At 41.1% G+C, this 25,314-nt stretch carries 21 protein-coding genes; all 21 read left to right on the forward strand.

What is annotated here, in order from left to right; translation table 11 throughout:
• The first annotated feature begins 35 nt into the window (after positions 1–35).
• On the forward strand, positions 36–1,553 hold the full coding sequence (locus CU635_RS12165) for a sugar ABC transporter ATP-binding protein (RefSeq protein ID WP_101577647.1): 1,518 nt from the start codon (positions 36–38) through the stop codon (positions 1,551–1,553).
• Positions 1,554–1,555: 2 nt separating this feature from the next.
• On the forward strand, positions 1,556–2,590 hold the full coding sequence (locus CU635_RS12170) for an ABC transporter permease (RefSeq protein ID WP_101577648.1): 1,035 nt from the start codon (positions 1,556–1,558) through the stop codon (positions 2,588–2,590).
• Between the two features lie 93 nt (positions 2,591–2,683).
• Positions 2,684–3,742: a substrate-binding domain-containing protein gene (locus tag CU635_RS12175; protein WP_101577649.1), complete on the forward strand. Its 1,059-nt coding sequence runs from the start codon at positions 2,684–2,686 to the stop codon at positions 3,740–3,742.
• Between the two features lie 30 nt (positions 3,743–3,772).
• Entirely contained in the window at positions 3,773–4,642 is an 870-nt protein-coding gene (locus CU635_RS12180; RefSeq protein ID WP_101577650.1) for a sugar phosphate isomerase/epimerase family protein, read from the forward strand.
• A 30-nt stretch (positions 4,643–4,672) separates the two neighbouring features.
• Entirely contained in the window at positions 4,673–5,098 is a 426-nt protein-coding gene (locus CU635_RS12185) for a cupin domain-containing protein (protein WP_101577651.1), read from the forward strand.
• A 21-nt stretch (positions 5,099–5,119) separates the two neighbouring features.
• Positions 5,120–6,358, forward strand: coding sequence for a Tm-1-like ATP-binding domain-containing protein (locus CU635_RS12190; protein WP_101577652.1), 1,239 nt, complete (start codon positions 5,120–5,122; stop codon positions 6,356–6,358).
• Positions 6,351–7,199 (forward strand): phosphoenolpyruvate hydrolase family protein, encoded by an 849-nt coding sequence (locus tag CU635_RS12195; protein WP_101577653.1) that lies wholly within the window; start codon positions 6,351–6,353, stop codon positions 7,197–7,199. Before CU635_RS12190 ends, CU635_RS12195 begins: the two co-directional genes overlap by 8 nt.
• 35 nt (positions 7,200–7,234) lie before the next feature.
• The gene (locus CU635_RS12200; protein ID WP_101577654.1) at positions 7,235–7,813 is read left to right on the forward strand and encodes a gluconate 2-dehydrogenase subunit 3 family protein; all 579 of its coding nucleotides are present in this window, start codon (positions 7,235–7,237) and stop codon (positions 7,811–7,813) included.
• Positions 7,810–9,537, forward strand: a complete 1,728-nt coding sequence (locus CU635_RS12205) for a GMC family oxidoreductase (protein WP_101577655.1) — start codon at positions 7,810–7,812, stop codon at positions 9,535–9,537. Before CU635_RS12200 ends, CU635_RS12205 begins: the two co-directional genes overlap by 4 nt.
• Before the next feature lie 466 nt (positions 9,538–10,003).
• Positions 10,004–12,082, forward strand: a complete 2,079-nt coding sequence (locus CU635_RS12210) for an ATP-dependent nuclease (RefSeq protein ID WP_101577656.1) — start codon at positions 10,004–10,006, stop codon at positions 12,080–12,082.
• On the forward strand, positions 12,075–14,042 hold the full coding sequence (locus CU635_RS12215) for a UvrD-helicase domain-containing protein (RefSeq protein WP_180956486.1): 1,968 nt from the start codon (positions 12,075–12,077) through the stop codon (positions 14,040–14,042). Before CU635_RS12210 ends, CU635_RS12215 begins: the two co-directional genes overlap by 8 nt.
• 287 nt (positions 14,043–14,329) lie before the next feature.
• Positions 14,330–15,775 (forward strand): amino acid permease, encoded by a 1,446-nt coding sequence (locus CU635_RS12220; protein WP_101577658.1) that lies wholly within the window; start codon positions 14,330–14,332, stop codon positions 15,773–15,775.
• Positions 15,776–16,082: 307 nt separating this feature from the next.
• Positions 16,083–18,143 (forward strand): BglG family transcription antiterminator, encoded by a 2,061-nt coding sequence (locus CU635_RS12225; protein ID WP_101577659.1) that lies wholly within the window; start codon positions 16,083–16,085, stop codon positions 18,141–18,143.
• Between the two features lie 38 nt (positions 18,144–18,181).
• A complete protein-coding gene (locus tag CU635_RS12230; RefSeq protein WP_101577660.1) occupies positions 18,182–18,463 on the forward strand; it encodes a PTS sugar transporter subunit IIB in 282 nt (93 codons plus the stop codon).
• Positions 18,464–18,484: 21 nt separating this feature from the next.
• Positions 18,485–19,855, forward strand: a complete 1,371-nt coding sequence (locus CU635_RS12235) for a PTS ascorbate transporter subunit IIC (RefSeq protein ID WP_101577661.1) — start codon at positions 18,485–18,487, stop codon at positions 19,853–19,855.
• A 32-nt stretch (positions 19,856–19,887) separates the two neighbouring features.
• On the forward strand, positions 19,888–20,739 hold the full coding sequence (locus tag CU635_RS12240; protein ID WP_101577662.1) for a transketolase: 852 nt from the start codon (positions 19,888–19,890) through the stop codon (positions 20,737–20,739).
• Positions 20,736–21,698 (forward strand): transketolase family protein, encoded by a 963-nt coding sequence (locus tag CU635_RS12245; RefSeq protein ID WP_245917451.1) that lies wholly within the window; start codon positions 20,736–20,738, stop codon positions 21,696–21,698. Before CU635_RS12240 ends, CU635_RS12245 begins: the two co-directional genes overlap by 4 nt.
• An 824-nt stretch (positions 21,699–22,522) precedes the next feature.
• Positions 22,523–23,599 (forward strand): DMT family transporter, encoded by a 1,077-nt coding sequence (locus tag CU635_RS12250; protein WP_101577663.1) that lies wholly within the window; start codon positions 22,523–22,525, stop codon positions 23,597–23,599.
• Positions 23,592–23,894, forward strand: a complete 303-nt coding sequence (locus CU635_RS12255) for a hypothetical protein (RefSeq protein ID WP_101577664.1) — start codon at positions 23,592–23,594, stop codon at positions 23,892–23,894. The genes CU635_RS12250 and CU635_RS12255 overlap by 8 nt, the downstream gene beginning before the upstream one ends.
• Positions 23,895–24,251: 357 nt before the next feature.
• Positions 24,252–24,665 (forward strand): cupin domain-containing protein, encoded by a 414-nt coding sequence (locus tag CU635_RS12260; protein ID WP_101577665.1) that lies wholly within the window; start codon positions 24,252–24,254, stop codon positions 24,663–24,665.
• A 127-nt stretch (positions 24,666–24,792) separates the two neighbouring features.
• Positions 24,793–25,206 carry a cupin domain-containing protein gene (locus tag CU635_RS12265; RefSeq protein WP_101577666.1) on the forward strand — a complete coding sequence of 138 codons (414 nt, stop codon included), beginning with the start codon at positions 24,793–24,795 and terminating at the stop codon, positions 25,204–25,206.
• The last annotated feature ends 108 nt before the right edge of the window (positions 25,207–25,314 follow it).

Consider the following 25,314-nt stretch of genomic DNA (forward strand, 5'->3'; position numbering starts at 1 on the left):
TAAGCGGTAACAAATTGGTTGGGAGGTTAACAGGAATGAGTATTTCTAGTGAAGCAGCAGCAGTCTCTGCCCCACACCTTCTCGAAATGCGTGGAATCTCAAAAAGCTATTCCGGAGTGACAGTGCTGAATAATATCAACTTGAAAATCAACGCCGGTGAGATCCTGACGCTTGTCGGGGAAAATGGGGCTGGAAAATCAACATTGATCAAAATATTAGCGGGAGTCATCCAGGCTGACAGTGGCGAAATTTTGATTAATGACAAAATCGTTAAGTTTAATAGTCCACTTGAAGCAGTGAATCATGAAGTGATTACGGTCCACCAGGAATTAAGCTTATTTCCCCATTTGTCTGTGGCCGAAAATCTATTCTATAACCAGTACCAGAAAACAGCAGGGCTGATTGAGTGGCGTAAAATGCGCAAGGAAGCTGAAAAGTTTCTTCATGATCTCAAGTTGTATTTACCAGTCGAAAAAGCTGTATTCAGTCTCAGTATTGCTGAGCAGCAAATGCTTGAAATCGCCAGAGCCTTTTATCAAAAAGCCAAGATTATGATCCTTGATGAGCCAACTGCCGTACTCGGCGGGGACGATGTCGAACAGCTTCTCGATATGATTCGTCTTTTGAAAAAGCGGGGTGTGGCGATCATCTTTATATCGCACCGTTTAAAAGAAATTATCGTACTAGCCGATCGTTATTTAGTTTTAAAAGATGGTGAACAAATTGATGATGGCTGGATCCGTGATACCAATCCAGATGATTTAGTTTCAAAGATGGTCGGCAGGAAGATTCAACAGGTCATACCTGAAAAACTTTATAAGGATGAGAAAGAAGAATTGCTCAGGGTCGAAGGGCTTTCAAGAACTGGAGTGTTACATGACATTAATTTCTCTCTTTATAAAGGAGAAATATTGGGGATTGCCGGTCTTCGGGGAGCAGGTCGAACAGAAGTAGCCCGGGCTATTTTTGGGGCTGACCCGATCAACTCGGGAAAAATCTTTATCAAAGGGAAGGAAATAAAGATTACTTCTCCTAAATTTGCGATTAAACAAGGGATCGGCTTAGTGCCTGAGGACCGAAAAGGGCAGGGCTTATTTAAAAACTTGTCAGCTTTACAAAATATTTCGATTGCAAAACTGTCATTTTCCAAAACGAACTGGATCCAAAGCAGGAAAGAGCGCACGATTGCGAAGGACTATGTAGAAAAACTGAAAATTAAGCTTCCTCATTTGGATGTTCTGGTCGGAAGTCTATCCGGAGGCAACCAACAAAAAGTAGTATTGGCAAAATGGTTGGAAACTGGCGCGTTTATCTTATTTTTGGATGAGCCGACCCGCGGAATCGATGTCGGCAGCAAAGCGCAAATATACAGTGTAATGCGGGAACTCTGTCAGGCAGGCATCGGAATTGTCTTAATCTCTTCAGAGTTACCGGAAATTCTTGAAAATTGTAACCGCATTCTTGTGATGCACAACGGAGAAATCAGCGGGGAACTTGACCGGGCTGATGCGACAGAAGAAAAGATTATGAAATATGCAGTGGGAGGAGTATAGGAATGAAAAACGAAAGTGTTTCGTCAATCACGCTTGAAAGAAACGTAATCAAAAATCCGGCAAGATCGGACAATTTATTTTTAAGCATTCTTCGAACCTATAAAGTTACGATCCTGCTTTTTGTCGGCATCATTGTTCTGACGGCGGTTTTAACACCCGAATTCTTCAACCTGCAAAACATTATCAATGTGACCCGGCAAGCTTCTGTCGTTGGAATCGTCGCAATTGGCATGACCTTTGTGATTCTGACCGGTGGAATTGACCTATCAGTTGGAGCGATCCTTGCCGTCTCGGGAGTGGCATTCGCTTTGATGCTTAATGCCGGAATGGCTGTTCCAGTTGCGTTATTAATCGTCATGGTTATTGGTGTGTTAATCGGAATTATCAATGGAATCGGGTCAACATTTTTCGGAATCCAGCCCTTTATTATGACACTGGCGACAATGGCTGTTGGAAATGGCGCCGCGCTACTTCTGTCAAATGGAAGCCCGCAGACGTTCATGGTGAATAGCCCGATTGTTGAGATGCTCGGTAATGGTGGAATTGGCATGGTTCCCGGACCAGTCATCTTGTTTATCGGAATTGCGGTTATCTCCTGGCTTGTGTTGAAATACTTGCCTTTTGGCAGATTTGTATATGGAGTTGGCGGCAGCCTTGATGCAGCGAGATTATCAGGAGTACGGACCACAAGAATCTTGATTATGGTTTACTCGATAAGCGGATTGACCGCTGCTTTGGCTGGCCTTATCAATGCTTCAAGACTATACGTCGGGCACCCGACAGCCGACAGCACGATCATGCTTGATAGTATCGCTGCCGTCGTAATTGGCGGAACGAGCTTGATGGGTGGACGGGGCGGCGTCGGCGGAACCGTCCTCGGTGCTTTGCTGCTCGCGATGGTAGCGAATCTATTAAATCTGTTGGGTGTATCTCCGTACAACCAGCAAGTAGCGAAAGGACTGATTATTGTCGCCGCAATCCTGTTTACAACACCATACCTGAAGCAGCACATTAAGCAGCAGTGGACAGGGTTATGATGGTAAATAAATAGCAATCGGCAAAGGGGGAAAGCGCACAGGCAGGTTGGTAAAGACGATTATAAAGACAAGTTTATTAAGGAGGGAAAAGGAATGCGTTCAATCAAAATGTTTAATCTAGTTTTAATTTCGCTAGCTGTTCTAATTATAACAGCTTGCGGAAACAACTCGGCAGGTACAAAAACGGACGTTAAAACAGCGGGTGGGGCAGAACCGTCAGGAGAAATTGAGTACGGCCCTTATTGTGGAACTGAGTGCCAGGAGGCGTTGAAGTTGGAAGCGGATCCGGCCTCAATTAAAGGCAAGGTTGGGTTTGCAGTTGCGTCTACAACTTTTCCTTACGGAGTTGCGATAAAAAATAAAACAGAAGAAGCGGCGAAAAAGTTTTTCCCGAATATCGAATTGCTAGTTGGGGACGGGCAGAACGACCCGATCGTTCAAACCAGACTCGTTGACGATTTTATCTCAAAAGGAATAGATGTCCTCATCATCAACGCGGTCGAAAAAGATGCACTTGCCCCGGCGGTAAAGAGAGCAACGGAGGCAGGAATCAAAGTAATATCTGTTGATAGAACTGTGAATGCTCCGGTGTTAACAACAATAAAAGCCGATGACTATGAACTCGGAAATGCTGCTGGTAAAGACCTCGTTCAGAGATTGGGAGGCAAAGGAAAGGTTGTTGAACTTCAAGGCAGTCCTTCAGCATCGCCAACGATTGATCGCAATAAAGGCTTTATGGATGCGATTAAAGGTGAAGATGGAATCGAAGTTATTGCCAGCCAGGCTGCCAACTATGATCAGGCCCAAGGCTTGAAAGTCATGGAAGATATGCTGCAAAGATTCCCGAAAGGCAAGATTGATGCTGTCTTTACCCATGCGGATATTATGACACTTGGAGCCCTTCAAGCTATCAAAGCAGCCGGTCGTGAAGATGAAATACAAGTGATCAGCATTGACGGTCAGGAAGCGGCTTTTGATGCGATTGAAAAGGGAGTAATTGAATCGACAACGGTTTATCCGGTTATTACACCGATGAATATCATTGCCGCAGCTAAAGCATTGGCTGGGGAAGAAATACCAGAGTTTATCAAATTGGAGTCACCGGTAGTTTCTAAAGAGAATCTATCTGAATACAAAGGTACCACTTATTAATCTATTAACAATATTAGGAGGAATTTAATCATGTTAATGAAATTATCTTTTAACACTTGGCCGTATGCGAGTTTCCCGGTTTGGTTACCTGCCTATCCACTTGAAGAAGTGATTAAAAGAATCGCCAACATTGGTTATGACGGAATTGAGATTGGAGCAGCGAGTCCGCATGCATACCCTCCAACTTTAACAAAAGAAAGACGCAAAGATGTAAAGAAAATTCTTGATCACTATGGTTTGGAATTGTCCAGTATGCTTCCAGCTTTAAGTGGTGGTCCGGGACATAATGTTGCTTCGCCAATCGCGGAAGAAAGAAGGCATACGATTGAACACTATAAAGATTTAGCTGAATTATGTTCTGAGTGGGGCGGAAAAACACTTCTATATATCCCGGGCTGGCAAGTGTTCGGAACCAGCCGGAAACAGGCATGGGAGTGGAGTAAGGAAGCTTTGACCGAAATCGCTAACACGGCAAAGGATTATGGAGTCACACTAGTGGTGGAACCGACTCCGTTTGATAGCAATCTAGTGGATCGTTGTGATGATGCACTTGAGTTAATGGAAGAAGTCAACCAGCCAAACGTCAAAGTCATGTTCGATACGTTCCATGCCCTTTATCGCAAGGAAGTTTCCAGTGATTATATCTATCAAATGGGCAACAATCTGGCCCACATGCATATTTCAGATAACGATCGTCTTGCGCCGGGCCAGGGAAGAGGAGATTTCCATTCTGTCATTAAAGCACTGAAAGATATCAACTATGACGGATACCTGGCAATGGAAATCGGTTTTGACCGCCGCGATATTGAACCCGATTTAGTCGCACGTCAGGCTCATGATTATTTGCGGGCGGTTATTAAAGAGGTGGAAAGCCAAAACGCTGTACTGGAGAAGATTTAAATTTTTCAAAAAAGATTGGAGGGATAAAGGATGGCAGATAAACAGTTTCATATTACACCTGAACAAGTAGAAACGCTCCTGTTTGACTGGGGAACGATCAAGCTGACAAGTACACCCGAATTGACCGGGTCTACTGCTTTTAGTGCCGGAGTGGTGATTGTTGATCCGGGCAAAGGGCATGGCAGGCATAACCACCCGGGTGCCGAAGAGATTATGTACATTATCTCCGGTGAAGGGGAGCAAATGGTTGAAGATGAGCATGGCAATCCGCAGGTTTTTAAAATTACGGCTGGAAGCACGGTCTATGTCCCGGAAAGCAGGTACCACTACAGCATTAATACAGGCTGGGAACCGATGCGAGTGTTCGTGCTTTATTCTCCTGCCGGGTCGGAAGCAGCGATGCGAAACGGTTCCGATTGCACAATCACTGAACCAGGCAAAGTCCCGGTAAGATAGAAGTCATGGAGGCATAAGGGGATGGTAGCTGTCGTTGTAATTGGAACACTTGATACTAAAGGAATCGAACATCAATATGTCAGCGATCTCATCCGTATGCATGGATGTGAAGTGTTGCTGATGGATGTAGGGATTCTTGGCAATCCGCAAGTAACGGCCGATATTGTGCGGGAAGAAGTAGCAAATGCAGCCGGTACAAGTATAGCTCAACTAATTGGCGAAAACGATCGTGGCAAGGCGATTGATGCGATGGCGGAAGGCGCGGCCAAGCTCATCAAGAAGTTGTACGAGGAAGCCTGTCTTGGAGGTGTGTTTGCATTAGGTGGTTCTGGCGGATCATCGATAGCCGCAAGAGCGATGCGTGAATTGCCGGTTGGCGTACCGAAGCTGATTGTGTCAACGATTGCCTCAGGGGATACAAGTCCGTATGTGGGCCAAACCGACATCACGATGATGTATTCGGTTGTTGATATCGCTGGCATTAACCGTCTTTCGAAAAAAATCCTCCGGAATGCAGCCGCAGCGATCGCAGGTATGGTCCGAGCAAATGAATACTTGGAAGAAACCGTGGAAGAAGAAAAGCCAATCGCGGCGATCTCGATGTTTGGGGTGACAACGGCTTGTGCCACCCAAGCAGGCAAAGTATTGGAGAGTTTAGGTTATGAGACCGTCGTCTTTCACGCTAATGGGTCAGGCGGAAAAGCAATGGAATCCTTGATGAAAGACGGATATATTGCCGTGTCTCTGGACTTGACCACTACTGAACTCGCTGATGAGCTGGCAGGCGGAATGCTGTCAGCTGGTCCGGACAGACTTGAAATGGCCGGGAAGCTCGGCATTCCCCAGGTTGTTTCACTCGGTGCATTGGATATGGTTAACTTCGGTCCCGTTGAAACACTGCCTAAACACTACAGTCACCGGAAATTTTATAAGCACAATTCAAACGTCACGCTGATGAGGACCACAGCTGAAGAATGTGCTGAGCTAGGGAAAAGAATTGCTGAGAAATTGAATAAAGCCACAGGGCCGGTGAGTGTATTTGTTCCACTAAAAGGAATCTCATCCATTGCCGGAGATGGCGGGGTGTTTTACGATCCAGAAGCTGACCGGGCTTTATTTTCAAGTTTAAGAGAGTCACTGGATTCTCATATTGAACTGTTCGAAATGAATGTAAATATTAATAACCCGAAATTCGCGGAAGCGATGGCGGTCAAGCTCAATGAACTATACAAAAAAGAAGAGGTGCTGAACCATGAATAGACAAGAAATTTTAAGCCGATTAAAACAGCAGGTAGCCGCAGGAAAGCCGATTATCGGAGCAGGTGCAGGAACAGGCCTTTCCGCTAAGTGTGCAGAAGAAGGCGGCGCCGACTTAATTATCATTTATAACTCTGGCCGTTTCAGAATGGCCGGGCGCGGATCGATTTCTGGTTTAATGCCTTATGGGGATGCCAACCAAATTGTTGTTGAAATGGCTGCGGAAGTTCTACCAGTCGTAAAACATGTGCCTGTTCTCGCAGGCGTATGCGGTACCGACCCGTTCAGAATCATTCCGCAATTTTTAGAAGAACTGAAGAAAATTGGTTTCAAAGGCGTGCAAAACTTCCCGACAGTCGGCCTTTATGAAGGGCGTTTGCGTGCCAATATGGAAGAGACCGGAATGGGCTTTGAAAGAGAAGTCGAAATGATTCGTTATGCCAATGAATTGGATCTTTTCACGTCTCCATATGTATTTAATGAAAATGAAGCTCGGTCAATGGCAGAGGCAGGAGCAGATCTCATTGTTGCCCACGTGGGAACCACACTTAAAGGATTCATTGGTGCGAAAAGCACAATGTCATTGGATGAAGCGGTTGAAAGTGTTCAGAAAATGAGCGATGCAGCGAAAGAAGTGAATCCTGATGCAGTGGTCATTTGTCATGGAGGGCCTATCGCGGTCCCAGAGGATGTTGAGTATGTGTTAAAGCATACAAGCGGAATTGCAGGATTCTTCGGAGCATCAAGCATGGAGCGTCTGCCTGTTGAAATCGCGATTACGGAAAATACAAAACGATTCAAGTCGCTTCCTCTCTACGCTGAGAAGCCGGTAAATGTGAAATAATTGCAGTTCTAATCTGGTTACAAGGGAGGAAAGGGATGTTGGATTTTCAAGCCTATATGTATTTTAATCAGGAAGAAGCCAAAACGATTGAAGCGATTGCGTCCCGGTTTATTCCAAGTGAAGAAAACAGTCCGGGCGCCAGGGAAGCAGGGGCAGTCATTTTTATTGACCGCTCTCTTTCCGGATTTTACAGCCATCTGCAAACCTTTTATCGAAAAGGACTGGCACTTTTTGAACAATTTTGTGAAAAGAAGTTTGGCAAACAGTTCGCAGAGTTATCGGTTGAACAGCAGGATGAGGTGCTGCACGATATTGACCAATTGAGAGCAAAAATGGAGCCATCTGTTGCTAACATTGATGAAGAGAATTTATTACTGGTTCAATTTTTTTCAGTCGTTTACGAGCACACGATCGAAGGAACGTTTGGTGACCCTATATACGGCGGCAACCGGGATGGCGTCGGTTGGAAGATGATCGGTTTCCCAGGAGCGCAATGGAGATATTCACCGGAACAAATGCAGCTTGGTTATGACAGCAAACAGATTGAGATCAAATCACTTGCTGATATTCAAAAGCTTGGTGCATCCGCTCTTAAAAAAGAGGTGCTAAAATGACGAAACATTATGATGCAATCGTAGTCGGACTTGGAGCTTCCGGCGGCATTATCGCCACTGAGCTTGCACGGGCCGGCTTAAAAGTAGTCGGGCTTGAAAAAGGAGCTTTTTATAAAGAACAGGATTTTTTAACGAAGTTTGATGAAATCCGCTATTATTGCCGCAGTGCAATGGTTCCGCATATGCGGACAGACCCGATTACCTGGAGATCCAATAACAAGAAAGAAGCCGTCGTTTTACCATGGGCGAGCAACAAACTCGGACTCGGCGACCCTTTTCAAACGCCGCCTTCGATCGGAACAGGAGGAGGAACTCGCTCGTGGGGTGCTGCATCCTTCCGCTTTCGCGAAAGTGATTTTAAAATGAGAAGCTTAATTGTCGAACGATTTTCAGAATCGGCCCTTCAAGACGATACGACAGTGGTCGATTGGCCGGTCAGCTATGAGGATTTAGAACCATATTACGACAAGGTGGAGTGGGAGCTTGGGGTTGCAGGAAAACCAGGCAACATAAACGGAGAGGTGCAAGAGGGAGGAAACCCTTTTGAATCCCCGCGCAAAAGGGACTATCCTATGCCTCCGTTACCACGGGCAGGAGCGGATAAACTTTTCACAGAAGCAGCTCGGAAGCTAGGCTATCATCCGTTTGCGACTCCAACCGGCATTGCGACAATCGATTATAAGGGCCGCTCAGCATGTACGAATTGCGGTTTCTGTCACGGTTATCACTGCCACGTGGGTGCCAAGCTGTCCACACATGAACTGGTGAGTGCCGCCAATAAAGAAACAGATAATCTTGAGATCCGACAATATGTTCGAGTGTTTAAAGTAAATCGTGATTCTTCGGGTCACGTCCATGGCGTTTCCTATTTTGACTCTGAAGGAAATGTTGTTGAGGTAACAGCTGATATTGTGATACTGAGCTGTTATGCCCTCGAAAATGCACGGCTGCTTCTGGCTTCAGGAATTAATGAAAGCGGCCATGTCGGCAAACACTTATCCATTCATAATTACGGCTGGTTTACAGGCATCATGCCTGAAATAACGAACCCGTTCATGGGATCTCTGCAATCAGGAAGTGTGCTTGACGATCTGACATCGGAATTAATTCCAGACAATGAAGAGGGAGTGCTTTGGGGATCGCCGATCAATACTTGGACCGGGGACATGCAGCCAATCGAAACGGTGCACAGTCTTCCGCCGCATGTTCCAAAGTGGGGTAAGGGCTTGAAAGACTGGCTCAGTGAAAACTATCGCAAGCTATTCAAAATGTATTCTCAGCACTCAACCTTGCCTTCGGAACAATTCTACGTTGACCTGGATCCGAAGGTGAAGGATCCATTCGGCCAGCCAGCATTAAGAATCACGCATGACTGGACGGAATACGACCGCAAAACAGTTGAATACTTTATGAAGATCAAGAGACAACTGGCCCGGGAAATGGGAATGAAGGATTGGTGGGAGGATTCGCCGACTCCGAATTACCATGTTACTGTCCATGATACAGGGACTCATCGAATGGGCTGGGACCCTGCTGCATCTGTGGTAAATCCATACGGCGAGGTCCATGAGTGTAAAGGATTGTTTGCAGTTGGTGGAGGCCAGTTCCCGACACTGCCATCCTATAATCCTACTGAAACGATTATGGCTTTGGCTTACTTGACTTCGGATCATATTTTGGGGCGGAGTGCTGTAGGAAAAGTTGAAAAGATGGAAGTTATATAACGATGCACATAAAACCCCCTTGAAAAACAAGGGGGTTTTATACTGTAGATAATTAAACCATCAAAAAAAATTTGTTTATACAACGGTTTACTTTTTAATCAAAATAAATATAGCGAATAGAGTGGAACATGTCCGGCCACCATATATAAGTATATTATAGTTTGGATATTTTTCTTTACAAAACTTATTCTATTTCATCATCTAAATTTTTCACTCCTATTCCCCTACATATTTTCATTGAGGTGTAGTATTTCAATATTATTGAATTAATCAACGTCATAGTTAAGGAAAAATAATGAAAAATCGTGGTTTACTATTTGTTTTTAAAAGTCTTATTTAATTTTTTTAGAGGTTAAGTGCAATAATATCGAGAAGTATGTCTTAATGGTTGTAAAGATTTGTTATAATTGGTAGTATGTAATAATTTATTTATTTTGTATAAAAATTAGTAAGGGATGTGGTTTTAGTGTATTTGGCTGAATTAAAGATTTGGAATTTCAGAAAATATGGTGACGCCTCAATGGAAGGAGAACCAGTTATACTAGTTAATTTTAAACCAGGTGTAAATCTCCTTGTTGGCGAAAATGATTGTGGAAAAACAACGATTATAGATGCGGTCAAACATCTACTAGGTACACAAAGCTACGACTATACTAGAATCGAAGAAGACGACTTTTATATAAGTAATTCGGGAATAAGAACTAAGCACTTAAAAATTGAAGGGATATTTAAATCACTCACTGATGAAGAGGCAGGCAATTTTTTAGAGTGGATCAGTTTCGATGAAAAAGGAAATACCGAATTAATTGTTCGTTTGGGTGCCAAAGTGAACAATCATCAGATTATCACTAATGTTACAGCGGGTGTTGAAGGACTAGATACGCGGTTTGAGGCAAGGGACTTGTTAAGAGTAACCTACTTAAAACCGTTAAGAGATGCGGAAAGCGAATTATCATCGGGGTATAAATCAAGACTTGCACAGATATTAAGAAATCATCCTCTTTTTGCTAAAGAAGATAATGAACATACATTAGAGAAGTATATTCGAATTGCGAACTCCCGAATCAAGGGATATTTCGACAAAGAAACCTTAGAAAAAGAAGAGATATTTGAAATCACTGAAGGAGAACAAGGTGCTAAGTTAATAACTCAGTTTCTTGATGATACACTTTCAGCTTTTATGGGAATTAGTTTTAATGAAAACAATTACAAATCATTCTTAGATATAACTAGAAATGACCTTTCTTCAATATTAAGGAAATTAAGTTTAAATATAGATGAAAATAAAATAGGACTAGGTTCTCTCAATCAACTGTTCATAGCAATGGAATTATTGTTATTTGAGATAGAAACAAATTTTAACTTAGCATTGATTGAAGAAATTGAGGCTCATCTTCACCCTCAAGCACAGCTTAGATTGATCAAATATTTACAAGACAAGGGTGAGAATGCTAATGAGCAGTACATAATAACAACGCATAGCATAACCTTAGCTTCAAAAGTACAGTTAGATAATATTATATTGTGTAGAAATAATTTAGCATTTTCCATGGGGCCTCAATACACAGAGCTAAGTAGTGGTGACTATCAATTCATCGAGAGATTTCTCGATGCTACTAAAGCAAATTTATTTTTTGCAAAGGGCGTTATTTTTGTTGAAGGGGATGCTGAAAATATTTTATTACCAATACTAGCTGAAATAATCAAAAAACCATTACATAAATATGGAGTTTCATTAGTGAATGTAGGAAACACGGCTTTTATAAGGTATTCAAGAATCTTCAGAAGGAAGGATGAATCTTGTCCTTTAGATTTTCCAGTATCGATAATTAATGACTTGGATGTTAAACCTCTAATCTGTAATCAAAATAATAGTAGTTGTGATGATTACAAATATTTAACCATTCCTGAAGCAGCAATCAATGAACTAGAGAAAAAGTATGTGGGTTTGATGCTTGGTTGTTTAAGAGAAAATAAATTTCTTTCATTAGATAAGGCTAGAAGAGCGGTATTAAGGTATAACCAAATTGATGATTTTAAAGATTTTAGAGGATTTCAAACAGAATTTGATAGGACTGTAACTCTAAATCAGAGCATTACTGTAGTAAAGGAATTGGTTGAAAGGGAAAAAAGGGGAAAATATGAAACGGACACAATCAAATTATATCTAAATGAATGGACTATGGAATATGACATTGCCCTAAGCGGTCTTAAATACTATATTCACTGTGCAATTCAAATCAGCAAAAAAGTGAAGTCAGATGAGGATATAATTAATAGTTTAAATCTCGAAAAGGAGTTAGAAGCAGCAAAAAAGGAAATTGAGGAATACGCTATTAGTAAAAGTGATGAAGAAACTGCTTACTGGATATACGAAGATTTATATAAAAATAGAGCCTCTAAAGCCGTAACAGCACAGTATTTTGGAAAATTAATAAAAATGCATGAGGAAACTGTTAAACCAATTCTTGAAACAGATCAGCACATTAAGTATCTAATCGACTCCATTAAGCATGTTTGTCGGGAGGGGGATTTTAGTGAATGATCATATAATAATCACATCTGAAGATATTGCGGCTGCAGAAAAGATTCTCCTTAATGAAGGGAGTTATTTTGATAAAGAGGAAAAAGTACCTATTATAAGCTGCATGGATGAATCAATTGATGTTATAGCATGCCCGGGTAGTGGAAAAACCACAACTTTACTAGCAAAGTTATGTATACTATCTGAAAAAATGCCTTTCAATAACGATAAAGGGATTGCAGTAATAACTCATACGAATGTAGCAATCGAAGAAATAAAGAATAAGTTAGGCAATAAGAGTGATATTTTATTCAGTTACCCTAACTTCTTTGGTACGATTCATTCATTTGTGGATAAATATCTTGCGATACCATTCTATAAAGAAATTTTTAAATCCAATATTGTTACCATCAATGATGACATATTTAATCAAAAATTAACTAGAAAGTTTAGACCGTTTAGTAAGTTAGGTAAATTTATTTATGCGTGTGTAATAAGAGAAAATAAAGGAGAGCGTCCACCTACAAAAGAATTAAGCCGGCTTCAGCAAGCTTACTTAACACGTATATATATGGATCTAGAAAAGGGTCAAATAGTATTTAAAGTAAATGAAAGAACTATTGTGAAAAATCCGGATAATGAATTGTATAAAGAGTTATTTCAACTATTTTATGAAGATTTAATCGGTAATGGCGTTTTGAGATATAGGGACTCTTATTTCTTGGGACGACTATATATTCAGAAACATCCAGAAATTAAGAATTTCTTTTCTTCTAGATTTAAATACGTTTTTCTTGATGAGACTCAGGATAATAGCAGTATTCAGCATGAAATTTTAAATTCATTATTTGAAAAAGGAGAAACCATAATTCAACGCTTTGGTGATCCAAACCAAGCAATATATGAAAATGTAAATATAGTTGATCCTCAAAATGTAATTCAACTAAGACTTTATGAAATAAGTAACAGTATGCGCTATAGTCAATCGATCGCCAATTTGATTAGTCCACTTAGAGTTATTAACAATGGCAAAGAGTTAGTTGGAATCACTAGTGAAGATAGCATAGTTCCTCACATGATAATATATGATAGTGATAAGATATCAGAAGTTAAGGGAAAATTTGTAGAGTTAATCAAAGAATTTGATTTAAAAGATCATAAACACCCTTTTAAGGCGGTTGGTTGGGTAGGCTATAATGTCAACCCTGATAGATTAACTATCGAATCTTACTTCCCAAATTATGTATCAAAGAAAAAAATTACTTCTCAAATTGACAAAAATAATTTCCATATTTGTTTAAATCAAAACACTAAAAGAAAGCTGACAGTTGGCAATGTATACAAGGGTATTCTCGAATTCTGTTCGAATTATTTTGATAATGTCGGAATAAAAGTAGAAGAAACCATACTAACGAAATCGCAATTCGAAAAACTACTTAAAGAAAATTATAATGAAGATTTTCAAGAGCTAAGGAAACAAACATATGTGTGGTCTAAATTAATTTTTTTGAATGATAGGAATGTATATTCTGAAGTAAATTCTTTTTTAAAGGATTTATTAAAAAGATTCACAGGCCAAGAAAATTTTGATGAAGCATATTTTGATTCGTTATTTCAATCTTCTGAAGCAAATGTTAAACAAGATTTTGAAAAACATGTAAATACCTATTCTAAAGATGGTATCAATGTCATGATAGATACTATTCATGGTGTTAAAGGTGAGACTCACACAGCAACCCTATATCTTGAGACATTTTACAAAACAAATGATATAAAACGAATAATGAAATTTCTTCTTAATCACAACAGCAAAAAACCTAACCAAGAAGAATTTAAGAGTTTAAAAATGGCTTATGTTGGAATGAGTAGAGCAACAAAGTTGTTATGTATCGCAATAGATAAAGAAAGTATAAGTAAAAAAGATTTTGGGAAATTGAATGAAATGGTTAAAGAAGACAAAATCGTTATGGTTAACATCTAATAAGCTAGATTATATAATGTTTTCTCACCCCCTTGTCGATTCGGCATGGGGCTTTTTATTTTAAAACAGTCTACTTAAGATGGGTAATATCAAGGAGAAGTTTGCCCAAAATCAAAACGAGTTCATACATTATTGTTTGGATAGCAACGATAAAACTCAAAAATTTAAAAGGGGAATTATGATTTTTTAGTCTATCGTCCGGACCAATGCAAAAAACAAGTCTCACCCACTCATAATTTATTTTAAATTACAAATAATCTTAATAAACAGGTTTGGGAGGAATCATCATGGAAAAAGGACTGTCGGCATGGCAGTTGGCGATGATGGCATTGGGAACTGTAGTGGGCGGATCATTTTTTCTCGGGGTATCCCTGGCCGTCCGGACTGCCGGTCCTGCTGTTATTATTTCATACATATTGGGAGGAGTTTTAGTATATTTTATCCTTATTGCGCTTTCAGAAATGACAGTGGCAGATCCAGCCCCTGGTTCATTTCGTACTTTCGCTGAAAGGGCTTATGGTCCAGGAGTGGGCTTTGTAGTGGGTTGGGTCTATTGGACAGGCCTTATTCTGGCCATGTCAAGTGAGGCCACTGCTGCATCGATTTTTTTAAGGGAGTGGTTGCCGGGTATTTCTCTGCCGTTATTAGGATCGATCATTATTATAGGGGTGACACTGCTCAATTTACTTGGCGCTGAGCGTTTAAGCCGATTGGAGAGTGGGCTTGCAGCTGTAAAACTTCTTGCTATCGCAGGATTTATTATTCTCGGTTTAGTTTTAATCTTGGGGTTAATGCCAGGCGCTCCCCGGGTAGGAGCCGGCGAGTTAGCTGCAGAACCTTGGCTTCCTGGAGGGATTGGAGGAATTGCCGGAAGCATGCTGGTCGTAATGTTTACATATGCCGGTTTTGAGATTATTGGTTTGGCGGCTTCTGAGACGAGCGATCCTCACAAAACGGTACCGAGAGCTATTACCTATACCATATTAGCGCTGGTAGGACTTTATACTGCTGCTATTGTCGTATTGCTGCCTTTAATACCGACGGCTGATTTAACGGAAGAGGTAAGTCCGATGGTAGCAGCCCTTACGAGGCAGGGATTTGGCTGGGCTGGAACTGTTATCAATATCGTGTTAGTGACCGCTATTCTCTCCACGATGCTGGCAGCAACGTTTGGATTAGGGCGCATGATCCGATCGTTGGCCGATGAGGGACATGCTCCGTCCTGGGTAAAGGGCAAAGGAGATGTTCCTTACCGGGGGATCCTCTTTTCAGGTGCCGCTATGCTCGCAGCATTAGGGCTCGGATTGTTTCTCCCACAACAGGTTTATGTGTTTTTGATAAGCTCCGGTGGTTTTGCTCTACTGTTTACCTATGCTGTCATCATTGCTACTCACTTCAAGTTTCGGAGGAAACACGGGTGCCCTGATAAAGGTCAGTGCCAGCTGCCGGGCTATCCCTTTTCATCCTGGCTGGTTTTAGCAAGCTTGGTTGCCATTATTGCAAGTATGCCGCTGGTTCCCGGACAGGGAGCGGGGCTTGCAGCAGGATTATCGTTAGTGGTCTTATATACGATTATTTATTGGGTAATCAGATCCTGTATTAAATTAGCAAACCGGGTGCGTCAGGACATGGAAGAAGCGACAGGTCCTTTTAAATTAGAAACCCTTCGTCCGAATACAAGTATCGAGGCTTCGGAAGAGCTTGTTCCGGATAAAAAGCAAGGGAAAGAATAAAGGAGGAATTGGAATTCGGTCAGGTAAGTACCGGTACATTCAAAGTTAAAACGAATGACTATCAATTTCAGGATGTGCCTTTTTTAAGCCAGCTTGTCTCAAAGAGATAAGCTTTTTAGCATTTTGTACAAGAATCAGCCTATATTCATTGAGTATAAAAATGTTATCATAGGTTAAAAAATTTCAGCATTGTATGTTTCACACGTTCAGCACAATTTTGTTTAATTTATGAAACAAACTTTGGTTCCAACAGTTATACAAAATGAAAACGCTTTCTAATACAATGAAACTAAGCAGGGGTGATTTAATGATTTTAGAAGAGCGGCCTTCAATCTTACTGAACCATCTTGTCCGTTTCAAAAAGACAACCATACCGCAGCTAATGGACCAGACACAATTATCCAAACGGCAAATTAAATATGATTTGGACAAAATCAATCATTGGCTGAAGGAAGAGAAACTTCCATCGATTACTGTCCAGCGAAATCAGTTTATTGATGTTCCTGTGAAAGTGCTTGACCATGTTTCTGATTTACCGGTGTTTTCAAAAGAAGATTTTATTCTGACAGACGAGGAAAGGTATTTGGCGATCTACCTCTATATATTCGCCAGGCATGAACCAATCTCCTCAGCCCATCTGACTGACCTTTTAAAGGTAAGCAAAAACACAGTGATTTCTGATGTTAGAAAGTTGAATGATATGATCATCCCTTTTCTGGTTAAAGTTTCTTACAGTAGAAAATCGGGATATCACTTAAAGGGGACAGAGTGGGATAAACGGGTGCTCCTCATGAATCAACTAAATATACTTCTGCAAAAGCCAAATGGAGAAAAGCTTCTGCATTATATTTTAAGAAAAGGCGGGCGTGAGACACATCTGGAAGAGATTACACAGCATCTTCTTTCACTTGAGAGGGACTTTCACCTTCAGTTTGTCGAGGAACGACTCAGTCAATTTGCTTTCTTTTTACAATTTTATTGCATCAGGCAAAGGGTGAATAAAATCGTTCAGATTTATTCGGATGAGCTGGATGTATTAATGCAGGACCCGCTTAAAGTTGTTGCCAACAAACTGGTTCACTTGTTGAACCTTGAAGAAGCAGAGTCTGAAATCGGTTATCTTATTATCCAGCTTCAAGGTCTGTCGCTGGGAAATGCTTCTGTTGTAAAAGATGATCATGATTTGCTTCTAAGCATATGTGACCGGCTCGTCACAGAATTTGAATCGAAGGCTTGCGTTACGTTTCAAAAAAAGAACAATGTGATTGAAACGCTGTACCAGCACATTAAGCCTGCCTATTATCGGATGAAATACCGCATTCCAATTAGTAATCCATTGCTTAATGAGATTAAGAAAGAGCACAAGGAGCTTTATTTTATCGTCAAGGAATTGCTGCTTCCTATCGAGTCACTCTTAAATATTACGATCCCGGATGAAGAAATTGGCTTTATTACGATTCATTTCGGAGCGCTTTTGGAAAAGCCAAAGCAATTACTGCCGAAAAAGAAAAGTGCTGTCATTGTTTGTCCAAGCGGAATCAGTTCTTCCTTAATGGTCAAGCACCAGCTAGAAGCGCTTTTCTCTGAGATTTCCGTCGAAGAAACCGTGTCGTTGAAAGAATTTAATAATAATAGCTTTAGTGACTTTGATATTATTTTTTCTACTGTGCCACTCCAAACCCGGCGGCACTATTATCTGGTAAAACCGATTATGACACCGATGGAAAAAAGCAGCCTGATTAATGAGGTATATCAAAATCTGTTTGGCATTGAACATCAAGGTGTCTCTTCAAATGAATTCATCCAATTGATAGAAGAATATGCAACTGTTTTTGACAGGGAGGGCCTAAAAATAGCTCTCAATCATTTATCCATTCATAAAAATGCAACTAGGTACAGGGGGAATGCGCCAGTGTTGACCGATTTAATTACGAAGGAGACGATCCAGTTTAAAGACCAATTGCCAGATTGGGAGGAAGCCATAAAAGTAGCAGCACAGCCATTGCTGATAAAAGGAGTGATTGAACCTTCCTATATCGATGCCATAATCGATAATGTAAAAACATTGGGACCTTATGTCATCGTTGGCCCGGAAATCGCTATCCCGCATGCCCGTCCGGAAATGGGTGTTAACCAAATTGGCATGAGTTTTCTGAAGTTAACAGAGCCGGTTTATTTCTGTAATGATGAGAAATACCCTGTTTCCTTATTATTTTGTATAGCCGCAATAGATAATAAAAGTCATTTGAAAGCCCTTTCGCAATTAACAAGACTATTAAGCAACAAAGAAGAAGTACAGAAGCTAAAAGGGTTGGATAGTGCTGAAGACGTACTTCAACTCCTTGATCAGTACTCAAAAGTAATGTAAGCGATAATAGTAAAACACATTATTTGGAGGGAACATGAATGAAAATTCTTGCGGTATGTGGATCAGGACTTGGCAGCAGTTTTATGCTCGAAATGAATATTCAAGAGATTTTGGATGAGCTCGGCGTAAAGGGAGTCGAAGTCAGCCATTCAGATTTAAGCTCTGCGACGCCGGACATGGCCGACTGTTTTATTGCGACAAAAGACATTGCTGAGGGAATGGCGCACTTGGGGGAGGTGGTGGTCATCGAAAGTATCATCGACAAGGACGGCATCAGGGAAAAGCTTGTGGAAGTATTAAAAAATAAAGGTTTGTTGTAAAAAAATAAGGGGGTTTTAATCATGGGTGAGAGATTTCTTAAGTTAATGATGGATATTTTGAGTCAGCCTGCTGTGCTTATTGCACTAATCTCATTTATAGGCCTTGTTCTGCAGAAAAAGCCAGCAAGCGAAATCGTCAAGGGAACAACGAAATCATTCCTTGGATTTCTTGTAATTGCAGCTGGAGCAGGAATCCTGGTCGGCTCGCTTGAACCATTTGGAAAGATGTTTCAGGAAGCATTTAATGTCAATGGAGTCGTCCCTAATAATGAAGCAATTGTCGCAATGGCGCTCACTGAATATGGCAGTGCAACAGCACTTATTATGTTTTTTGGAATGCTTGCCAACATTTTGGTGGCCCGGTTTACGCCGTTAAAGTATATTTTCTTGACCGGACACCACACTTTATACATGGCTTGTATGCTGGCGATCATATTGGTCGTATCAGGTCTTGAAGGAATATCCTTGGTTGTCGTCGGTTCGATCGCCCTCGGCTTGATCATGGCTATTTTCCCGGCAATTGCCCAGCCGTTCATGAGAAAAATAGTCGGAAATGACAGTGTTGCCTTTGGCCATTTCTCAACTCTCGGTTATGCACTTTCCGGGCTGGTTGGAAAAATGGTAGGAAAAGGGTCCAAATCGACAGAAGATATTAAGTTTCCAAAGGGACTCGGATTTTTGCGTGACAGTTCAGTAACCATTGCCCTTACGATGACGGTTTTATATGTAATCATTGCCCTCTTTGCTGGTCCATCCTATGTGGAAACAGAATTGAGCAATGGAACTCATTATCTTGTATTCTCTATTATTCAAGCAGTCACATTTGCTGCCGGAGTATTTGTTATTCTCTCAGGTGTCCGTCTCGTTTTAGCTGAAATCGTACCTGCGTTTAAAGGGATCTCAAACAAGCTTGTACCGAACTCAAAGCCGGCACTTGACTGTCCAGTTGTGTTCCCATATGCACCAAATGCCGTATTAATCGGATTTTTCTGCAGCTTCATTGGCGGGATTGTAGGGATGGCTATTCTTGGAGCTGCAGGAGCGGTCATCATTTTACCGGGTGTTGTGCCACACTTTTTCACAGGGGCGACGGCCGGAGTGTTTGGAAACGCAACCGGTGGAATTCGCGGGGCCACACTTGGGTCCTTTGCTAACGGTCTGCTGATCACCTTCCTGCCTGTATTTCTAATGCCTGTCCTCGGTGATCTGGGATTTGCAAATACAACCTTCTCAGATAGTGACTTTGGGGCAGCAGGCATTCTTCTTGGAAATGTCGCGAACTCCTTTGGAAGTACAGGTGTAACCATCCTTGTTATCGGCATAGCCTTACTGGCTGTTGTTTTTGGATTCATGCGAAAGTCAAAAGATGACAACAAGCAAATTCAAGCATAGGACACAGAATCGCTTGCTTAAGGAGGTTAAGCATGATCACATCAATGGAACATCTTCAAACCTTCCGTGACGAAATCCGCTTATTAACATTAAAAGAATTGCATCATTTGGGATTTGGCCATTATGGAGGAAGTTTGTCAATTGTGGAGGTCCTTGCCGTTCTTTACGGCGAGGTTCTCCAGGTTAATCCACGAAATCCAAAATGGGAAGGAAGAGATTATTTTATCCTTTCCAAAGGCCATGGGGGACCGGCATACTATGCTGCCCTGTGTTTAAAAGGATTTTTTCCAGAGGAAATGCTTTACACATTAAATCAGAATGGAACGACGTTACCATCTCATCCAGACCGAAATTTAACTCCTGGTGTTGATATGACGACCGGATCGCTCGGGCAAGGAACATCGGCAGCCGTTGGCATAGCTCTTTCCCATAAGCTTTCGGGAATGGAAAACTACACGTTCACCATTGTCGGTGATGGTGAATTAAATGAAGGGCAGTGCTGGGAAGCCTTTCAGTTTGCCGCTCATCATAAGCTAAACCGGTTATTTGTGTTTGTGGATGATAATAAAAAGCAGCTCGACGGCCTGACGAAGGACATCATTGATCCGCTCGATTTTGCTGAGAAGTTCCAGGCATTTGGCTTTTTTACAATAAAGGTGGACGGCAGTTCATTAGAAGAAATCCTGGATGCCATTAAACGCGGAAAGAACCAGATGGACAAACCGGTTGCCATCATCTTAGATACGATAAAAGGACAGGGAGTTCCTTATTTGGAGGAAAAAGCCGACAATCATCATCTCCGGCCCAACAACGAGGATGAACAAGCGATTTTAGAAGCAATTGACCACTTGGAAAGAAAAATCGGGAGGGTGGTGGAACGGTGATACAAGCGGCCTCGAAGCAATACGAAACAGAAAAGATTGAAATGCGGCAAATGTACGCAAATACGATTCTGGAGTTAGCCCGAAATAATCCGAAAATCATTGCCCTTGAAGCTGACCTGATGAGCGCCATCAGCACAAATAAAATTCTTAAGGAAATTCCCAATCAGCTCATTAACTGCGGAATCATGGAAGCCAATATGACGGGAGTGGCCGCAGGGCTTTCGCTTACCGGTAAAATTCCTTTCGTCCACACTTTTGCACAATTTGCGACAAGGCGAGCTTTTGACCAATTGTTCGTATCTGGTGCGTATGCGCGGCTGAATATAAAAATATTAGGCTCTGATTCGGGCGTTACTGCTGAACACAACGGCGGGACTCATATGGCTTTTGAAGATCTCGGGCTGGTCCGCCTTATTCCCAATGCAACCGTATATGAAGTAAGCGATTCTACAATGCTTGGTTATTTATTGAGAAAAGTTGCTCATGAATATGGGATTCATTATATCCGCACTATCCGAAAAAATGCGATTAAAATTTATGATGAACAGGAGACATTTGAAACAGGTAAGGGCAAAGTTTTGCGTGAAGGAAAAGATGTTACGATCATCGCAAGCGGCATTATGGTGGCCGAGTCATTGCAAGCTGCAGATCAGCTGCTCGAAAATGGGATAGAAGCAACCGTGATTGATATGTACACCATAAAACCAATCGATAAAGACCTTATCGTAAAATACGCTGCAAGGACGAAAGCGGTTGTAACCGCGGAAAATCACAACGTCATTGGCGGGTTGGGAAGTTCGGTTGCTGAAGTATTGAGTGAAAACTGCCCTACATTATTGAGAAGAATTGGGGTCAAAGAGCAGTTTGGTCAAGTTGGGAAGACTGAATATTTAAAGCGATTCTACCAATTAACGTCGAATGATATTGTAAATGCAGTAGAGGAGATAGTAACTAAATAGTTGAAATAAGCCGACCTCCATCCAATGGCCGGCTTATTTACTTTGTTTTAATGAAGAGAGGTATAGTTCACTTGTCCAACTCAAATCTCGATACCTCAGGAAGAATTGACCTATAATTCCCCCATGCTCAATATACATGTCTGTAATTCTATTCTGGAAGTGAAGATACACTCATGGAATTCTACAACTGACTTTTGGACGTAAAATAATCTTTCAGCAAGATCAATTTATTTCTCCAATCTTATTCTAAATCTACGCAATATCAAATAGCATATGATTTCTACCCTCTATTCCAGTGAAAATCACATGAAAAAAGCATCGGAATTAACAGATTCCAATGCTTTTTATTTTGCGTATTCAAATATTGCCTAAGGCAGCCACAAAACAGGTTCTGTGCCTACATCTTCATCATTACTATAATGACAAAAGCGAGTTGCCTCTTCAAGCAAAGATATAAAGCCATTTTGGTAATAACAAAAATAGCGTGAATTCATATGTGAATTCATGCAAAAAACTTAATGTTATCTACTTTTTTGCACCCCGTGATTTGAAGATACTCCTGTTAGTTTATGAAAATTTGGTTGAATCTCGATAATTGAGAAAATGGGGTAGGCTTTTTTTCTTTTTAATTATAGGATTGTGCTACTCCTGTAAGAGATTAAAAAAGCATTAAGACAAACACCAACCAAAAGGTATTGGAGGGAAGAATATGAGCGAATAAATGTCGGTTAAGGCAAACTTCTATTGTTTCAAATCAATCATTACACAGTAAAGTGGGATGCTGAAATTGTTGTGTGTACCAGAATACAGTTAGGAGGGGTTTTATGAAGTCAGTGGAAGCTGCAAGAAATAAATACAAAGAAAAGACGGTGCGTTGGGGATTTATGTGGGCTTTATGGGCGGCAATATTATGGGGAGCATGGTATGTGCCAGGATCATCAATATGGTATGAGTTTCCCTATGTTTCCATGGCCTTGGATTCAAATATTCAGTACTTGACGGCGGCGGCAGTCATTACGGCTTTAAATGCAGTATCAGTTCTATTATTCATGTTTGTCTGGATTGGTGTACTTGGTAAATGGAAGGATTACGGTCGAACTATTGTACAGTTTAGAAACATTACTAAATGGTACTTCTGGGCTGCCATATTCGGGGGGCCAATGGCGATTTTTGGAAGCTTTTTAGCGATCGGTTATGTTGGTGGCATTTTTGCGGCAGTTGCAGCACTGATGTATCCGATTGTAGGCTCCATATTAGCGTTCAAATGGTACGACGAAAAGATCACACGAAGGGCCATTTTAGGCATTGCAATGATAATGGCTGGCGGGGTAGTCGTATTTGCTCCAGGTATTTTAGAAGAAATTAAAGGCAGTTCAGGGGCTTGGTTAGGATACGTAGGAGGCTTAATGGCTGCTGTGGGATGGGGCGTTGAAGGCGCAATTGCTGGGAGAGCACTGGATGTCACGGACCCTGATGTAGGATTAACTCTCAGATTTACAGGTGAAGTTTTCTGGTGGGTAGCTGTAATTCTGCCAGCTTTTATCCTTTTAGTAGATGCCCCCATTCTGACAATAATTTCACAAACAATGACTCTATTGCCAATAATCTGGTTGCTGCTAGCTGGTATTACTTTTGGTTTTTGTTATGTTTCATGGTATAAATCTTTTCCTTTGATTGGTGTTGGAAGAGGCCAGGCAATCGGGGATTTATACGGTTTATTTTCTATCGTATTCATAAGCATTTTCACTCTTACTATGCCAAAGTGGAATTTTGTGTTAGGAGCTTTGGTTGTCATTATAGGTGGGTTTGTCATGTATACCGAAAAGCGAGATGTCTTGGAGGTTATCCGCTCAGTTCCTTCAGATAATAAAAGTAGTGAGGAGGCCATCGAAAATGCCTAAGATGCATATGAAAGGGAGAATACTGCAAATAGTTCGTGAAAACTCCAATGGCCAAAAAAACGGGATATGGGATTATAACATAGCAGACAAAATTCTGACTGAATATCAATTGGCTGGAGATTATGCAAAGGGCAATGTTCGTGTTACATTAACCGATTTGTTTTCAGGTGCACTAATCGAAACCATTGAAGAAAAAATAGACGAGGGTGAACACTTCGGTGAGGGAAAGATTTTATTTAAGTTTGCACTTACAAGTTTTGGTGAACAGCGGATGCGTGACACAGGAATAATTTAATGACATTAAACCAGGAAAGAAGGTGATCTTTATGCCAGAAATGAGCGAGTTTTGGGGATTCGCTTCTGCACCCTATCTAGCGATAATCGGCATATCTGCACTGTCACTATTGTGCCTTGCCATAGCTAGATCCTATGTAACAAAATTATAATTGTCGGTTCTCAATTCAAAAAATAGGGTCATCCCGATAATTGGGAAAATCAAGTATGTTTTGCTCGTTTTTTATGTGATTATAAAATTGTCCTACAATATCAAGTTTGTTTTCTGTACCTTTTAAATCAAGAAACCGGCACAACACTTCAGAAAATGAAAGCGCTTGAGAAAGATGTAGGAAACTAAAAAATAGGAGTGAAGAAGATGAGCAAGAAGACGGCGACACAGACGCAATACTATTATTTAAGTCAAAAGCCGGGCGTGCAGGTGATTAAAGCCGGCACGTACAAAAAGAAAGAATTAAATGATCTTTTGGGAATTCCAAAACTTAAGAGCCAAATCATTGATGTACCGGTTTCTTCAACAGAAAACGCAATATCTTTGGGATACTTCTCCATGCAGCCATCAGAAGATTTCGAATTCACGTACACATACCTGGAAGTGAAGGTCGTTGTCAATGGGAAAATCATTGTCCGTGACGATCAAGGAAAAAGACATGTAGCCGAAGCGGGCGATGTTTTAATATTTACCCCGGACACGACAGTAATTTTTGATAAAGAGAGCGATGGAGACGCCATCTATACCGGACACAGGTTGCCAGAACCTTCGTTTATGTAAAAGGGAATATATTGAACGGCATGAGATTTTATGGAAACAAGCTTGTTTGCGAAGGCGATGGGACACCAATTAGGAAGGATAATTCCTAATCCTTCCTAATTAATACTATTAATTGGGAGTGAAGAAGATGAGTGAACAAACTGTTACAAAAACAGAGTTTAATTATTTACATGTAAAACCAGGGGTGCAATTGATTAAAGCTGGCACGTACAAAAAGAAAGAATTAAATGATTTGTTGGGAGTACCGAAACTTAAAAGCCAGATCATTGATGTCCCCGTGTGTTCAGATGAAAGACCATTACAAATGGGTTACTTCTCCATGCAGCCTGGGGAAGAATTTGAATTCACCTACACATTTTTGGAAATAAAGGTCATCATCAATGGAAAGATTGTTGTACGTGACGATCAAGGAAAAAAGTATACAGCAGAAAAGGGCGATGTTTTCCTTTTCACTCCTACTACAACCGTTGTATTTGACGGTGAGAGTGATGGAGATGCAATCTATACTGGACACAGAGCGCCAGAACCTTCATTTATGTAAGGGAAAATTTAGTTAATCATCAAATTTGTTCATAGCTTCTGTGCTTTGGGGAGAAACAGGGGGACGCTTGAAGTGCTTAGGAAGTGCTTCGCGTTCCCTTCTTATATC

Source organism: Bacillus canaveralius (assembly GCF_002860125.1).
Classification (GTDB): Bacteria; Bacillota; Bacilli; order Bacillales; family Cytobacillaceae; genus Bacillus_BJ; species Bacillus_BJ canaveralius.

Excerpts from the sequence above, each read along its gene's own strand:
- CU635_RS12190 (WP_101577652.1), top strand. The coding sequence starts at position 5,120 with ATGGTAGCTGTCGTTGTAATTGGAACACTTGATACTAAAGGAATCGAA.
- CU635_RS12265 (WP_101577666.1), top strand. The coding sequence starts at position 24,793 with ATGAGTGAACAAACTGTTACAAAAACAGAGTTTAATTATTTACATGTA.
- CU635_RS12220 (WP_101577658.1), top strand. The coding sequence starts at position 14,330 with ATGGAAAAAGGACTGTCGGCATGGCAGTTGGCGATGATGGCATTGGGA.
- CU635_RS12180 (WP_101577650.1), top strand. The coding sequence starts at position 3,773 with ATGTTAATGAAATTATCTTTTAACACTTGGCCGTATGCGAGTTTCCCG.
- CU635_RS12250 (WP_101577663.1), top strand. The coding sequence starts at position 22,523 with ATGAAGTCAGTGGAAGCTGCAAGAAATAAATACAAAGAAAAGACGGTG.
- CU635_RS12170 (WP_101577648.1), top strand. The coding sequence starts at position 1,556 with ATGAAAAACGAAAGTGTTTCGTCAATCACGCTTGAAAGAAACGTAATC.
- CU635_RS12235 (WP_101577661.1), top strand. The coding sequence starts at position 18,485 with ATGGGTGAGAGATTTCTTAAGTTAATGATGGATATTTTGAGTCAGCCT.
- CU635_RS12260 (WP_101577665.1), top strand. The coding sequence starts at position 24,252 with ATGAGCAAGAAGACGGCGACACAGACGCAATACTATTATTTAAGTCAA.
- CU635_RS12225 (WP_101577659.1), top strand. The coding sequence starts at position 16,083 with ATGATTTTAGAAGAGCGGCCTTCAATCTTACTGAACCATCTTGTCCGT.
- CU635_RS12165 (WP_101577647.1), top strand. The coding sequence starts at position 36 with ATGAGTATTTCTAGTGAAGCAGCAGCAGTCTCTGCCCCACACCTTCTC.
- CU635_RS12200 (WP_101577654.1), top strand. The coding sequence starts at position 7,235 with ATGTTGGATTTTCAAGCCTATATGTATTTTAATCAGGAAGAAGCCAAA.
- CU635_RS12230 (WP_101577660.1), top strand. The coding sequence starts at position 18,182 with ATGAAAATTCTTGCGGTATGTGGATCAGGACTTGGCAGCAGTTTTATG.
- CU635_RS12185 (WP_101577651.1), top strand. The coding sequence starts at position 4,673 with ATGGCAGATAAACAGTTTCATATTACACCTGAACAAGTAGAAACGCTC.
- CU635_RS12195 (WP_101577653.1), top strand. The coding sequence starts at position 6,351 with ATGAATAGACAAGAAATTTTAAGCCGATTAAAACAGCAGGTAGCCGCA.
- CU635_RS12240 (WP_101577662.1), top strand. The coding sequence starts at position 19,888 with ATGATCACATCAATGGAACATCTTCAAACCTTCCGTGACGAAATCCGC.
- CU635_RS12255 (WP_101577664.1), top strand. The coding sequence starts at position 23,592 with ATGCCTAAGATGCATATGAAAGGGAGAATACTGCAAATAGTTCGTGAA.
- CU635_RS12205 (WP_101577655.1), top strand. The coding sequence starts at position 7,810 with ATGACGAAACATTATGATGCAATCGTAGTCGGACTTGGAGCTTCCGGC.
- CU635_RS12175 (WP_101577649.1), top strand. The coding sequence starts at position 2,684 with ATGCGTTCAATCAAAATGTTTAATCTAGTTTTAATTTCGCTAGCTGTT.